This is a genomic window from Billgrantia sulfidoxydans (genome assembly GCF_017868775.1).
GTDB lineage: Bacteria > Pseudomonadota > Gammaproteobacteria > Pseudomonadales > Halomonadaceae > Halomonas > Halomonas sulfidoxydans.
In genome coordinates, this window is sequence record NZ_CP053381.1 from 1,816,671 (window position 1) to 1,830,557 (window position 13,887).

A 13,887-nucleotide genomic window follows, 5' to 3' on the forward strand; every position below is an offset into this window, starting at 1 on the left:
TTTTCAGCGCTTGATTTCCAGATGGACTTCGATGGTGCGCAGCAGACGCTGACGGTCGATCCAGCCACTGACACGCCCGTTCTCCATGACGGGGATTTGGTTCAGGCCGTGCTCGTTGAGCAGTTGCAATATCTCGTCGGCCTTGGCGCCGGGGGGCACATGATAAAGCTTGTCGGCAGGGGTCATGATATCCGCCACTCGTGTCTCGGGCCACTGCGCTTGCGCCACCCGGCGTGCATCGCTCAGAGAGACCAGCCCCTCCACGTGAGCGGTATCGCGACTGACCAGGAAGGCTCGGCGCCCTGAAGGCAGCACGTCCTGGTACAGCCACGCCTCGACCGGGCGTTGCCCCGTCACCAATGGCACGTCGGGGTCGGCCAGGTCTCGAGCCCGCACGCCGGCCAGTCGCTCCTTCAGCAGGTACATGCGACTCTGTGCCTGGGTCATGTTGAGCAGGAACCAGGCGATCAGCAGGATCCACAGCCCGCCGACGAGATTGCCCACCACCATGTTCCACACGGCCAGTCCGAACAGTCCGTAGGCGACCAGCTTTCCGCTGGCGAAGGCCGTTTCGTTTGCCTTGCCGGCGTCATTGGTCAGCTTCCACACCACGGCTCTCAAGACCCTTCCGCCGTCGAGTGGGAAGCCTGGTATCAGGTTGAAGACGGCCACCAGCAGGTTGATCGTCGCCAGCCATCCCAGGGCAACGGGAACCGGCTGATACCAGCCGCTAGTGATTGCCGCAAGCAAGCCGAAAGCGCCTGCCAGAACGAAGCTGACGATCGGCCCAGCGATGGCGATCCAGAACTCGTCGTTCGCCTTGTCCGGATCGCGGTCCATCTGCGCGACGCCGCCGAAGATAAACAGAGTGATGGCCGTAACGAGAACACCTCGATGTATCGCCACGAGACTGTGTCCCAGCTCATGGGCAAGGATGGAGGCAAAGAACAGCAGAGCGGTAACCAATGCGGTGATGACAGCCGTGGTGACGGCCCAGCCGGGATGCTGGTTCTGGAATCCCGCACTCATCGTCGTCAGCAACAGGACGAAGATGATCAGCCAACTGATGTGGACTTCCAGGCGAATCCCGCGGAAATGACCGATGACCAGAACGGACTTGAACATCGTGAGCCTCCTCTTTTCGGCCAGTTTGACCGCTTCGGCGGGGCCGGCCAAGGAGAACCGCCTGCTAACAGGTTTTGTTCTGTTCACCAGCCTCCCTCGCGCCTATCTTCCAAACGTAGGTGTGACTCCAGGGAGGGAGGGCGGATGCCGTCGAAACGCATGCAAGGGGTGGAGGAGCGCGAAGCGGGCCGAACGGTGAAGCGCAGGCACTCGCGCCTGATGGCGCTGCTGGGAGCACTGGCGCTGGTCGTCTTCGTGGCGCTGGCGAGTGGCTACTGGCTGATGCTGTCCATGCCGGGGGGTTCCTTTCGCGATGAGCCCGCCCCGTTGAAGGAGGAGGGCGAGGCCCTGCGTGAACGGCTCCATGCTCACGTGCGCATCCTGTCCGAGGAGATCGGCGAACGCCACTACTGGCGGCCGGATGCCTTGCGGGCCGCAGGCGACTATGTCGAGCGCGCCTTCGAGGCGGCTGGGCACCGGCCGCGGCGGCAGGCCGTACCGACGGGTAGCCGGACGTTCCATAACATCGAGGTGGTCCTGCCTGGCGGGCTGCTGGCCGACGAGGTGCTGGTGGTCGGCGCGCACTACGATACGGTGCGCGGCAGCCCCGGTGCCGATGACAATGCCTCCGGCGTGGCGGTGCTGATCGAGCTGGCACGTCTCCTGCAGAATGCCGAGCTCGATCGCACCTTGCGCCTGGTGGCGTTCGTCAACGAGGAAATTCCGTTCTTCGGCAGCAGGGCCATGGGCAGCCTGTACTACGCGCGGCAGGCCAGCGCCGAAGGGATGGATATCGTGGGCATGATCTCACTGGAAATGCTCGGCTATTTCAGCAGCGAGCCGAACAGCCAGGCCTATCCGTTCCCGCTGAGCCACTTCTATCCCGACCGGGGGGAGTTTCTCGCCTTCGTCAGCAACCTGGAGTCGCGCAGCCTGCTGCATCGGACCATCGGCGCCTTTCGCCGGCACGCCGAGATTCCCTCCGAGGGGCTGGTGGCGCCGCCGCAGCTCGGTGACATACGCCGCTCGGACCACTGGGCCTTCTGGGAGTCGGGGGTTCCCGCCATCATGCTGACCGATACCGCCAATTTCCGTAACCCTCACTATCACCGCCCCAGCGATACACACGACCGCCTCGACTATCCCGCCATGGCCAGGCTCACCGAAGCGCTGGTGGCCACGCTCGAGGCCTTGGCCAGGCGCTGAGCCGGGCCGCTTCCATGAACCGGGCCTCGCCGCTGGCGAGGCCCGGGGAGCGACGAGCGACAGGGCGGCAAGGCACTCCTGGCGCTCAGTGGTGGCGGCTGAACTGACCGTGCGGACTGTTGCCCATCAGCTTCTCGAACTCGTTGCCGCTCATGTGCAGCAGCGTTTCGTGATCGCCGGCATCGAAATAGATGTCGGGCTGGTGGCGCAGCATGTCGTCGACGTAGACCTGCAGGCCGTACGCCTGGCCCACGGGGCTGGTGGCGCCGGGGTCGCAGTCGCGAAAGCGGCTGACGATCTCATCTTCCGTGGCCAGCTCCACCGGTTCGTCGAACAGCTGGGAAAGGCTGTCGAGGTCGGCATCGCAGGTACTGGGCAGCACGGCGATCCGGTAGCCCGAACTGCCGTGTAGCATGACGGCCTTGGCGAGCTGCTCGCCGGTGATGTGGGATTGCTGGGCAACGCGGCTGGCGCTGACTTCACGGACGTGCTTGACCTCCTCGTAATCGATGTCACAGGCTCTCAAGTACTCCCGTAGGGTTGCCGGGATAGCCATGGCTCTGTCTCCCTCGGCACGGTGGCCGACGTACGCTGGTGGTGTGCCTCCCTGCGGCGGTGTCTGTCCTCGCCTAATCAGCATAGCGCGCCAATGGGTGGGTATCTCGTACAGGAGGCGCGACGGCCTGCGTTGATCGACAAGCGGGCAGTGCGATGCTCGGCTGGCCATACTGTGTCGTAGGATTCCGGAGGCGACCAGCCAGGTGGGGCGAAGTGCGATCGATACGTCAGAGGTTGATGGCCGGACTGGCCCTGCTGGCTCTTGCGGCCTGCTCGGATTCGACGGCGAAGGCGCGTGAAGTGAGCCTGCCGGTGCTCGTCGATCAGGCTGGACAGCTCGACGGCTCGCGGTTGGCCACGCAGGGGAAGGTGCGCCACTTCGAGGACCCGCTGCACTACTGGATCGAGGATGAGGACCTCAACCGAGTGGAGATTTTCCCCCACGAGCGGATCGCTCCCCACCTGGGCGAGACGGTGCGTGTCATCGGGGTTTTCGAGTACTCTCCCAGCCGTGGGCGTCGTTTGACCCTGGAGAGCGTCGAGCCGGTCGGTGAGCGCTAGGGCAGGCGCAGGGGCAACGAGTCGCAGCGAGGGAACCGCCATGATCGGGCTCAGCCAGAGGCCGCAACTGCCATCCTTGCCCGCCAGGGTAGAGGCCATCGACCTGGCCCGAGGCATTGCCATCGCCCTGATGATCCTCAGTCACACGGTCAGCGGGCTGCTCGGCATCCGCGAGGTGCCCGACTGGGGCATGGTGCCGATCCACCTGTTCACCAAGTTTTCCTCCTCGCTGTTCATTCTGGTGTTCGGCATCGCCTTGGCGGTGGCCTTCCTGCCCAAGGTCGGCACGCCCGACTGGCCCCGGCGCCGGCGCAAGCTGGTGCTGCGTGGGCTGGAAGTGCTGTTCTGGTACAAGGCGTTGACCATCGTCGAGATGCTGCCGCTGTTTCCGCCCCCCGACATACTCGCCACGCTGCTCTACCAGCGCTTCGCCATCTGGGTCGAGATTCTCGGCTTCTACGCCCTGGCGCTGCTGTGGCTGCCGTGGGTGCTGCCGCTGTGGTGCCGCATGCCGCTATGGTCGCGGCTGCTCGTTCCGGTGGCGGTGGGCGTGATCTCGGTACTGCTCGAGCGCCATTTCCACTTCTGGGGCAGCGTGATACTCAAGGCGCTGCTGGTCGAGGACGTCGACCACTACACCTGGGGCCAGCTCGCGCGGCTGCCCCTGGTGATGGCGGGCCTGCTGATCGGCGAGGCGGTGCTGCGCTGGTATGGCGAGCCGGCCACCCGGCGGCGCCTGATGGCATGCCTCGCCGGCATGGGCACGCTGTTCCTGGCGGGCTTCGCGGTGCTTGCCTGGCCCGATGGCCACGAGGCGCTGCTGGCCGTGGCCTGGAATGTCGGCAAGCACCCTCCCGAGGTGCCCTTCATGCTGTTCAGTACCGGCGGGGCGCTGGTGATCCTGGCGCTCTGCCTGCTGGGGGGGCGGCGTGCGGCCACCTGGCTCGCCCCCTTCACCGTGATCGGCGGCGATGCCCTGCGCGCCTTCATCTTCCACATCGTGGCGATCTTCCTGGTGCTGCGCTTGCTGTTCGGCGCCTGGCAGGTCTACAGCTATCCGCAGGTGTTGGCCATCGCCGTTGGCCTGATCCTGCTCACCGCGGGCTGGATTGCCCTGGTACGCCGCTTCAGGGAGCTGAGTCGATGACAGGAAGGAGGTGCATGCGGGCGCTGCTGCTGCTGGCCATGACGATCCCGTCGCTGGCCGTGGCCCAGCCCGGCTGGGCGGAGCAGGTAGAAGCCTGGGTCGAGCCGCCCTGGGCCGAGCGGCTGGATGCCCGGTTGGCACTGCTGGATGCCGGCTTTCACGGCGAGCTCGGCGTGCACGTGCGCAACCTCGAGACGGGGGCGCGGCATGGCTGGCGCGACGCCGAATCCTGGTACCTGGCCTCGCTGGTCAAGGTGCCGGTGGCGATCGAGCTGATGGCCCGGGTCGAAGCGGGGGAGATGGCCCTGCGCGACCGCCTGATGCTCGCCCGCAGCGATTATGTCGACGGCGCCGGCTCCACCAACTGGGCGTCACCGGGCAGCGCCTTGCCGCTGCGCCGGCTGCTGGAGTCGATGCTGGTTGCCAGCGACAACACCGCCAGCGACATGCTGATGCGCCACCTGGGGGTGGAGAGGGTCAACGAGAGGGTGCGCCGCCTCACGCCAGCCGGTGGGCTGGGGCCGATCACCACGCTGGTCGACGTGCGCCGTCGCGCCTATGCCAACCTGCATCCGGACGCCTCCGGCCTGAGCGGCATGGATTTCATCGAGCTGCGCAAGCGCGACGGGGAAGAGGCGCGGCTGGCCTGGTTCCTTCGGCGCCTGGGGCTGTCCCCGCCGCAGCTGCTGGCGCCGAGCATCGACGAGGCCTTTCAGCGCTATTACGCCACCGACCTCAACAGCGGCCGGCTCGACGCCTATGGCGACCTGCTCGAGGCACTGGCGCTGGGCAGGGCGCTGGGGCCGGATGCCACCGCCGAGCTGCTCGCGGTGATGTCGCGTACCCGCAGCGGCGATCGGCGGCTCAAGGCCGGCCTGGGCCACGACATTCGCCTGGCCCACAAGACCGGCACCCAGCATCGGCTCGCCTGCGATGCGGGCATCGCCACGCAGGGGCAGGGCGAGGAGGCTCGCCGCGTGGTGATCGTGGCCTGTGTGCGCGGCGAGCTCGACCTCGCCCGCAACGAGCAGATGCTGGCCGCCGTGGGGCGTGCCGTGAGGGAAGCGGGGGCGTTCGAGGGCTGACCGGGGTGCGTTCGAGAGGGAGGCGGGCCCGGACTTGCGACGAACGTATAATGGCCGTTGCCGCGTTCGAGATTGACAGCCCAGCGGGCGATGTCTAGCCTTCAAGCATCGAATGTTACCGGTAACAACGCCGACATTCGATCCGGTGGGCTGCATGCCTGCCGGAGACGCGACGATGTGCCAACTCACAACGATAATTCGACTGGAGTCCGCCATGACCCCCATCTGGCGCAACACCCTTACGCTAGCCGGTGCTGCTACCCTCTCCGTGGGCCTTGCCTATGCTCAGAGCCCGGACCTCTCCGATCCGCCCGCCATCGAGGGCGAGGTGGTGGGCGACCACGGCAGCCATACCCTGCGCATGGGCATCGGCCTGGCCGAGAGTTCGCCGCAGTATCTCTCCAGCCAGTATTTTGCCGACATTCTCGAGCAGCGTACCGATGGGCGCATTACCGTCAACATCTTCCCCAACAGCCAGTTGGGTGACGACGTGCAGATGATGGAAATGCTCCAGACCGGTTCGCTGGACATGACCTATCCCTCCTCTTCGCCGGCCACCACCTACGTCGAGGAGCTGGCGGTGTTCGACCTGCCCTTCCTGCTGCCGAATCGAGAGGCGGCCATCGCCGTCATGCAGAGCGATACCGCCCAGCGCATGCTCGATGGCTTCGAGGGTTCCGGCATCAAGGCGCTGGCCTTCTCCGAGAACGGCTACCGTCAGCTCTCCAACAGCGTACGCCCGGTCGAGTCGCCCGAGGACGTCGCCGGCCTCGACGTGAGCGGCCTGACCATTCGTACCATGGAGAACCCGGTCCACCTGTCGATCTGGGAAACCCTGGGCGCGAACCCCACGCCGATGGCGTTCGGTGAGCTGTTCTCGGCCATGGAACAGGGCGTCGTGGATGGCCAGGAGAACCCCTGGAGCACCATCCTGACCTCCAACTTCCACGAAGTGCAGGACTACGGCTCCGAAACCCGCCACGTCTATACGCCGTTCATCATGATGATCTCCGAGCGCACCTGGGAGCGCATGGCGCCCGAGTACCAGGAGCTGGTGCAGGAGGCCGCGCGGCAGTCGGCCGAGTACGAGATCCAGCTGGCCACCGAATACGATGACTGGTCGCGCGAGCAGCTCGAAGAGAAAGGCATGCAGATCACCCGCCTCGACGACGAGCAGATCGCCGCCTTCCAGGAAGCCGTGCAGCCGGTCTACGACGAGTGGGCCCCGCGCATCGGCGAGGACCTGATCGCCGAGATCCAGGAGATCGTCGAGTCCTCTTCCCAGTAATCCTTCCAACGACCGCATTGGCAGGGCAGGGGGCTTTCCCCCTTGCCCTGCACGGAGCGCTGCATGACCACGCACAACCCACCTCCGGCCGACCCCGGCGTCTATCTCGACGACCCCAACCGTGAACCGCTGGAGCTCGATGTCGAGGGCCGCCGCGGCCCGGCGGCCTTTCGCTGGCTGACCGTGGCCATGGAACACCTGATCGCGACCATCCTGGTCGCCCTGATCGTGTCGGTGTCGGCCAACGTCATCGGCCGTTCGATGTTCAATCGCTCGCTGCCGTGGGCCGACGAGCTGGCCCGCATGCTGTTCATCTGGCTGATCTTCGTCGGCGCCGCGGCGGCCTTCGCCCGCTACGAGCACATCGCCGTGGATTTCCTGGTGCGCCGGCTCAAGCCGCGCGCCGCCTATGTCCTTTTCCTGCTCCAGCACCTGATCATCGCGTCCCTGATGGGCATCATGGTCTGGGGTGGCTACTTGGTGATGTCACGCTCCACCGGTCGCACCGCCATCCTCGGCGTCCCGTGGAACCTGATCAACGTCTCCCTGGTGCTCTGTTCGCTGTTCATCGTCGCAGTGGCCTTGTGGCGTGCCTGGCTATGCCTGCGCCTCATCCGCGACCCTCAAGCCGCCGTGCGGCAAGCGGGAGACTGACCCATGCTGTGGATTTTCCTCGCCATTCTGTTCGCCTCCATCGTGCTGGGGCTGCCCATTGCCTTCGGCCTCGGCATCGCCGCCGTGGTCATGGCGGTGCTCTCCGACATTCCGCTGTCGATCCTGATCGAGCAGTCGATCCGCGGCGTGAACAATTTCCCGCTGTTGGCCATCCCGTTCTTCATTCTGGTGGGAGAAGTGATGAGCAACGGCGGCATCGCCCGCCGGCTGATGGAGCTCGCCGGGGCGTTGGTCGGCTTCGTGCGCGGCGGGCTCGGGCAGGTGGCGATCACCGGCTCGATGTTCTTCGGCGGCATCAGCGGCTCGGCGGTGGCCGATACCGCCGCCACCGGCGCGATGATGATCCCGTCGATGAAGCAGCAGGGCTATACCGCCCCGCATGCCACCGCGATCAACACCGTCTCCTCGGTGATCGGCATCATCATTCCGCCGTCGATCCCGCTGATCCTGTTCGGCATCGTCACCGAGACCTCGATCAGCCGGCTGTTCATCGCCGGCATCGTGCCGGGCCTGCTGATCGGCTTCGCGCTGATGGTGACCACGTTCATCATGGCCAGCATCGAGCACGCCGGGCAGACCCGAAAATTCGAGCTGGGCCGCCTGTGGCAGGCGCTGAAGGCGGCGTGGCTGGCGCTGGTGCTGCCGGTGATCGTGATCGGTGGCATCCTCGGCGGGGTCTTCACCGCCACCGAAGCGGCCGTGGCCGCGCTGCTCTATTCGCTGTTCATTTCGCTGGTGGTGTACCGCGAATTTCACCCTCGCGAGCTGTGGGGCATGCTGATCCGCACCGCGCGGCTGACCGGCATGGTGCTGCTGCTGCTGGCGTTCGCCACCGTCATTGCCTGGTTCCTGACCATCAACATGGTGCCGCAGACCCTGGTGCGCCAGGTACAGGCGATCACCCAGGAGCCGTTCTGGCTGCTGCTGATCGTGGCCGGTCTGCTACTGCTGGTGGGGTTCGTGATGGACCTGACCCCGGCGATGGTGATCATGGCGCCGATGCTGACGCCGATCGTCACCTCGGTGGGGGTCGACCCCGTCTACTTCGGCGTGCTGATGGCCTTCATCCTCGGCATCGGCCTGCTGACGCCGCCGGTGGGCACCTGTCTCTACGTCGGCTGCGGTGTCGGTCGGGTCAGCATGGAGCAGCTGGTCCGGGCAATGCTGCCCTATTACGCGGCGCTGCTGGTGGTGCTGGTAGTGTTGATCGCCTTCCCCGGGATCGTGACCTGGCTGCCCGACATGGCCGCAGTCCGTGGAAACTGAGTGCGGCAACTGACGAGCGGAGGTCCCGTGAAGGATGACACATACCGCATCGTGGTGATGGGCGTATCGGGCTCGGGTAAGTCGCGTATCGGCGCCTTGCTCGCCAGTCGCCTGGGCGTCGCCTTCGTCGATGGCGACGACTACCACTCGCCGGCCAATGTCGACAAGATGGCCAACGGCATACCGCTCGACGACGACGACCGCCGCGAGTGGCTGGAGACCCTGGCGGGGCTGATCGGCGACCATCGCCGCCGCGATGCCTCGCTGGTCCTGGCCTGCTCGGCGCTGAAGCAGCGTTACCGCGACCTGCTTCGGCGCGGCGACCCCGAGCTCGCCTTCCTGTTTCTCGAAGGAGGGCGCGAGCAGCTGCGTGTGCGCCTGGCCGCGCGGGAGGAGCACTTCTTTCGCGGCGAGGCGATGCTCGACAGCCAGCTCCACGACCTGGAGCCCCCGACGGAAGCCGAGGCCGTGGTGTGCAGCATTGGCGAAACTCCCGAGACGATCGTCGAGACATTCCTGGAAGCCTTGCCTCACGTGCACCGCGCTCCCTGAGGGGATTGGCTCGAGTCGGCGGCGGGACCGGGGCGACTCCGGTATGATGCCGCTCGTGACGGCGGCGGGTGCCGCTCGGCGCCGGCCAGGACCAACAGCAGCCAGCGGGGCACCGTGAAGAAGAAGCGACCGACACTGCAGGACATTGCCGACCGGGTCGGGGCGACCAAGATGACCGTGAGTCGCTGCCTGCGCGATCCCACTACCGTCTCGGAGGGGCTGCGCGAGCGGATCTTCCGGGCGGCGGAACAGGTCGGCTACATTCCCAACCGGGCGCCCGACCTGCTCTCGCGTGCCACCAGCCACTCCATCGGCGTGCTGGTGCCCTCGCTGACCAACCAGGTATTCGCCGACGTGCTGGTGGGCATCGAGGAGGTCACCGAGCCGCTGGGCTATCATCTGATGCTCTCGCACTACGGCTACAGCCAGGAGCTGGAGGAGCGCAGCCTCGCCTCGCTGCTCTCCTACAACGTCGATGGCGTGATCCTCTCCGACAGCCACCACACCGCGCGCACCTGCCGGATGCTAGAGACGGCGGGCATCCCCATCGTGGAGATCATGGATTCGCTGACCCCGCCGCTGCAGCAGTCGATCGGCTTCGACAACGTGCGTGCCGCCGATGACATGGTCAGCGAGATGATCCGCCATGGCCGGCGTCGGATCGTCTACCTCGCCGTGCGCCTCGACTCGCGGACGCGCCAGCGCGAGCAGGGTTACCGCCAGGCCATGGAGCGGCACGGGTTCACGCCGCTGACGCTGCAGCGCAGCCAGCGCTCCTCGTACAGCGTGGGGGCGGCACTGCTCGACGAGATCCTCGCCGAGCATCCCGAGACCGACGGCATCTTCTGCACCAACGACGACGTCGCGGTGGGGGCCTACTTCGAGTGCCTGCGGCGTGGCGTCGAGGTGCCGGCACGCATGGCCATCGCCGGTTTCCATGGCCACGACGTGGGCCAGGTGATGACGCCGCGGCTGGCCAGCGTGATTACCCCGCGACAGGCGATCGGCAAGCGTGCCGCCACCGAGCTGCTGCGGCGTATCCAGGGCGGTGAACTGGAAAAGCGCACCATCGACCTGGGCTACCGCATCGAGCCTGGAGGGACGCTCTGAGCCGAACGCTACGATGCCGACTGTGAGAACGGCCGGCCATGGGGGTCATGTCTCGTGGCCGGCTTCGCCCTTGCAATGAGAGGAGGTCGACGGCTGGCGAGCCATCAGCGTGATCTCGACATTGGCGCCACCGCTCAGGCGTGATGACTCGGTGCAGGTGCGGGCCGGATAGCTGTGATTCTCGAAGAACTCGGCGTAGGCCGCATCCATGGTGTGGATGGTATCGAGGTTGGTCAGGTGGATGTCGACCCGCACCACGTGCGCCAGCGAGGCACCGGCGTACTCCAGCATGCGCGACAGGCGGCGCATCACCCAGCGGGTCTCCTCGGCGATGTCGCCGAGTACGGCGTCGCCGCCCTGGATATCGGTCACCGTCAGACCGGAAAGGAAGAGGTAGTGGCCATCCATGGCGATGTGGCTACCCGGGAAGACCGGAACGGCAAGCGTCGGATCGTTGAGGAAGCGATGCATGGGGGTTCCGCCTCGTTGGGTTATCGTTCTCTCATTGTGACGGCTTACGTCATGGCTGCAAGGCGCTTGCCTTCATCGGGGGCGTAGCCGATGCTATTAGCACCGGCTTGCTGCGTTGCAGTATTCGACGGCGCCGGGTTCTCCCTCTCCGGTCGAGGCGTAGTACATGGACAGTCAGGATCGGTTGACCACCAACGGCCATATCGCAAACCGCACCTTCGACGAGATAGCCATCGGCGATACGGCATCGCTCGAGAAGCGCCTGACCCTCGACGACATCAAGCTCTTCGCGATCATGTCAGGCGACATCAACCCGGCGCATCTCGATGACGACTTCGCCAGGAGCACGCGCTTCCAGGAGGTGGTCGCGCACGGCATGTGGGGCGGGGCGCTGATCTCCACCGTGCTGGGCACCGAGCTGCCCGGACCCGGCACCATCTACCTGGGCCAGACGCTGCGCTTTCGCAGGCCGGTCCGGTTGGGCGACGTGTTGCGGGTGAGCGTGCGTGCGCAGGCCAAGGACGAGCGGCTCAAGCGCATCGTCTTCCAGTGCCTGTGCACCAACCAGAACGGCGAGACCGTCATCGAGGGCGAGGCGGAGGTGCAGGCGCCGACCGAGAAGATCGTTCGGCCGCGTGCCGTTCTGCCGCGGGTACGCCTGGCCGAGCGGGCGCGCCTGCACGAGATGCTCAGCGCCGCCGAGCATCCTGCGCCGGTGAGCATGGCGGTGGTGCACCCCGTGGACGAGGCGTCGATCCTTGGCGCCTTCGAGTCGGCGCGCCAGGGACTGATCCGCCCGGTGCTGGTGGGGCCCAAGGCCAAGGTACATGCCGCCGCCGCAGCCGCCGGAGTCGACATCGCCGAGTTCGAACTCGTCGACGTGCCGCACAGCCATGCCGCGGCGGCCGAGGCGGTGGCCCTGACCCGGGCGGGGCGGGTAGAGGCGCTGATGAAGGGCGCGTTGCATACCGACGAGCTGCTGCACGAGGTGGTCAAGCGCGACACCGGCCTGCGCACCGAGCGCTGCCTGAGCCACGTGATGGCGTTCGACGTGCCGACCTACCCGCGACCACTGTTCATCACCGATGCGGCCATCAACATCTACCCGACGCTGGCCGACAAGAAGGACATCGTGCAGAACGCCATCGACCTGGCCCATGCGGTGGGCAACGCCTCGCCCCGGGTGGCGATCCTGTCGGCAGTGGAAACGGTCAACCCCAAGATCGCTTCGACCCTCGAGGCCGCCGCGCTGTGCAAGATGGCCGAGCGCGGACAGATCCTCGGCGGCGTGCTCGACGGCCCGCTGGCCTTCGACAATGCCGTTTCCGAAGCGGCCGCCGCGGCCAAGGGTATCGTCTCGCCGGTGGCCGGGCGTGCCGACATCCTGGTCGCTCCCGATCTCGAGTCGGCCAACATGCTGATGAAGCAGCTCACCTACCTGGCCGATGCCAGCGGTGCCGGCCTGGTGATGGGGGCACGGGTACCGATCGTGCTGACCAGCCGCGCCGACGATGCCATCACCCGCCTGGCTTCCTGCGCCCTGGCGCTGCTGGTGGCGGAGCAGCGCAAGAAGAGTGGGCCATGAGCGGGGAGATCCTGGTCGTCAACAGCGGCTCCTCGAGCCTCAAGTTCGCTCTGTTCGAGGCCGTGCCCGCCGAGACCCCCATGGGCCTGAGGCTGCGCTGTCGCGGCCAGTTCGCGGGGCTCGGGGACCAGGCTCGCGTCGAGCTGGGCGCGGGGTTCGACGAGCCCCCGAGCGATGCGAACACCGCCGCACTGTGCAACGTACCGCCCATGCTGGGCCACCCGGGTGCCCTGGCCCGCCTGCTCGAATGGGTGGAGGCGAATCCGGCCCTGGGCGACCTGCGTGCCGTGGGGCATCGCATCGTGCATGGCGGGGCGAAGTATCGCGATCCGCTGCGCCTCGACGAAAGCAACCTCGGCGAACTGCAGGAGCTCGTGACATTGGCGCCCTTGCATCAGCCGCATGGCCTGGCGGCGGTGCGGGCATTGGCCGACCTGCGGCCGGCACTGCCTCAGGTCGCCTGCTTCGATACCGCCTTTCACGCCGGCCAGCCGGCGGTGGCCCAGAGCTTCCCGCTGCCGCGCCGCTATCGCCAGCAAGGCGTGATCCGCTACGGCTTCCATGGGCTCTCCTTCGACTATGTCAGCCGTGTCCTGGGCGAGCAGGAGTTGCCGCAGCACCGCCAGGCGGCATCGAGCGGGCGGGTGATCATCGCCCACCTGGGCAATGGCGCCAGCCTGTGTGCGCTGCGCGATGGCCGCAGCGTCGCCGCCACGACCGGGTTCACGGCGCTCGAAGGGCTGATGATGGGCACCCGCAGCGGCAGCCTCGACCCCGGTCTGGTGCTGCACCTGATCCTGCAGGAGGGCATGAGCGCCGAGGCGGTACAGCGCATGCTCTACCGGGAGTCGGGCCTGCTCGGTGTGTCGGGGATCAGCGGCGACATGCGCGAACTGCTGGCCAGCCGGGCGCCTGCCGCGGCGGAGGCCATCGAGCTTTACGTCTACCGCATCGTGCGCGAGATCGGCAGCCTCGCGGCGGCCCTGGGCGGGCTCGACCATCTGGTCTTCACCGCCGGCATCGGCGAACACGCCGCCCCGGTGCGCGCCGCCGTGGCCAAGGGCTGCGAGTGGCTCGGCGCGCGGCTCGACACCGAGGCCAACGCCGCCCATGCCACCGACATCGCCGCTCCCGACAGCCGGCTGGGGCTGTGGGTCATTCCCACCGACGAGGAGCGCATGATCGCCTGGTATACGGCCGGCGTCATGCTCCGCTAGCGGGAGGCAGGCCGCTCGGCGCTGCCTCCAAGTGCGGTGTG

General features: G+C 66.8%; 14 protein-coding genes. 11 read left to right on the forward strand and 3 right to left on the reverse strand.

The window, feature by feature from the left end:
* Positions 1-3 precede the first annotated feature (3 nt).
* Positions 4-1,176, reverse strand: a complete 1,173-nt coding sequence (locus HNO51_RS08470; protein ID WP_242597231.1) for a site-2 protease family protein — start codon at positions 1,174-1,176, stop codon at positions 4-6.
* A gap of 93 nt (positions 1,177-1,269) precedes the next feature.
* On the opposite strand from HNO51_RS08470, the gene HNO51_RS08475 reads away from it, so the two are divergent.
* On the forward strand, positions 1,270-2,331 hold the full coding sequence (locus HNO51_RS08475) for a M20/M25/M40 family metallo-hydrolase (protein WP_242597232.1): 1,062 nt from the start codon (positions 1,270-1,272) through the stop codon (positions 2,329-2,331).
* An 85-nt stretch (positions 2,332-2,416) separates the two neighbouring features.
* Here the strand turns inward: HNO51_RS08475 and HNO51_RS08480 are convergent, their stop codons facing one another.
* Positions 2,417-2,887: an aminoacyl-tRNA deacylase gene (locus HNO51_RS08480; protein ID WP_197450561.1), complete on the reverse strand. Its 471-nt coding sequence runs from the start codon at positions 2,885-2,887 to the stop codon at positions 2,417-2,419.
* 215 nt (positions 2,888-3,102) lie between these two features.
* Between HNO51_RS08480 and HNO51_RS08485 the strand changes: the two genes are divergently transcribed.
* From HNO51_RS08485 to HNO51_RS08520, 8 genes are all read left to right on the forward strand, one after another.
* Entirely contained in the window at positions 3,103-3,450 is a 348-nt protein-coding gene (locus HNO51_RS08485; protein WP_242597233.1) for a hypothetical protein, read from the forward strand.
* A gap of 40 nt (positions 3,451-3,490) precedes the next feature.
* Positions 3,491-4,597 carry a heparan-alpha-glucosaminide N-acetyltransferase domain-containing protein gene (locus tag HNO51_RS08490; protein ID WP_209538953.1) on the forward strand — a complete coding sequence of 369 codons (1,107 nt, stop codon included), beginning with the start codon at positions 3,491-3,493 and terminating at the stop codon, positions 4,595-4,597.
* Between the two features lie 14 nt (positions 4,598-4,611).
* Positions 4,612-5,682: a serine hydrolase gene (locus HNO51_RS08495; RefSeq protein WP_209538954.1), complete on the forward strand. Its 1,071-nt coding sequence runs from the start codon at positions 4,612-4,614 to the stop codon at positions 5,680-5,682.
* 214 nt (positions 5,683-5,896) lie between these two features.
* The gene (locus tag HNO51_RS08500) at positions 5,897-6,970 is read left to right on the forward strand and encodes a TRAP transporter substrate-binding protein (RefSeq protein ID WP_197450564.1); all 1,074 of its coding nucleotides are present in this window, start codon (positions 5,897-5,899) and stop codon (positions 6,968-6,970) included.
* A gap of 63 nt (positions 6,971-7,033) precedes the next feature.
* A complete protein-coding gene (locus HNO51_RS08505; protein WP_197450565.1) occupies positions 7,034-7,624 on the forward strand; it encodes a TRAP transporter small permease in 591 nt (196 codons plus the stop codon).
* A gap of 3 nt (positions 7,625-7,627) precedes the next feature.
* The gene (locus HNO51_RS08510; protein ID WP_197450566.1) at positions 7,628-8,911 is read left to right on the forward strand and encodes a TRAP transporter large permease; all 1,284 of its coding nucleotides are present in this window, start codon (positions 7,628-7,630) and stop codon (positions 8,909-8,911) included.
* Positions 8,912-8,938: 27 nt separating this feature from the next.
* Positions 8,939-9,463 carry a gluconokinase gene (locus tag HNO51_RS08515; RefSeq protein ID WP_242597234.1) on the forward strand — a complete coding sequence of 175 codons (525 nt, stop codon included), beginning with the start codon at positions 8,939-8,941 and terminating at the stop codon, positions 9,461-9,463.
* 114 nt (positions 9,464-9,577) lie between these two features.
* Positions 9,578-10,573 (forward strand): substrate-binding domain-containing protein, encoded by a 996-nt coding sequence (locus tag HNO51_RS08520; RefSeq protein WP_197450567.1) that lies wholly within the window; start codon positions 9,578-9,580, stop codon positions 10,571-10,573.
* Between the two features lie 45 nt (positions 10,574-10,618).
* Here the strand turns inward: HNO51_RS08520 and HNO51_RS08525 are convergent, their stop codons facing one another.
* Positions 10,619-11,044, reverse strand: a complete 426-nt coding sequence (locus HNO51_RS08525; RefSeq protein WP_197450568.1) for a RidA family protein — start codon at positions 11,042-11,044, stop codon at positions 10,619-10,621.
* 166 nt (positions 11,045-11,210) lie between these two features.
* Here HNO51_RS08525 and HNO51_RS08530 point away from each other — a divergent pair, with 166 nt between their 5' ends.
* Both HNO51_RS08530 and HNO51_RS08535 read left to right on the forward strand, forming a co-directional pair.
* Positions 11,211-12,629 (forward strand): bifunctional enoyl-CoA hydratase/phosphate acetyltransferase, encoded by a 1,419-nt coding sequence (locus HNO51_RS08530; protein ID WP_209538955.1) that lies wholly within the window; start codon positions 11,211-11,213, stop codon positions 12,627-12,629.
* Entirely contained in the window at positions 12,626-13,846 is a 1,221-nt protein-coding gene (locus HNO51_RS08535; protein ID WP_209538956.1) for an acetate/propionate family kinase, read from the forward strand. Before HNO51_RS08530 ends, HNO51_RS08535 begins: the two co-directional genes overlap by 4 nt.
* The last annotated feature ends 41 nt before the right edge of the window (positions 13,847-13,887 follow it).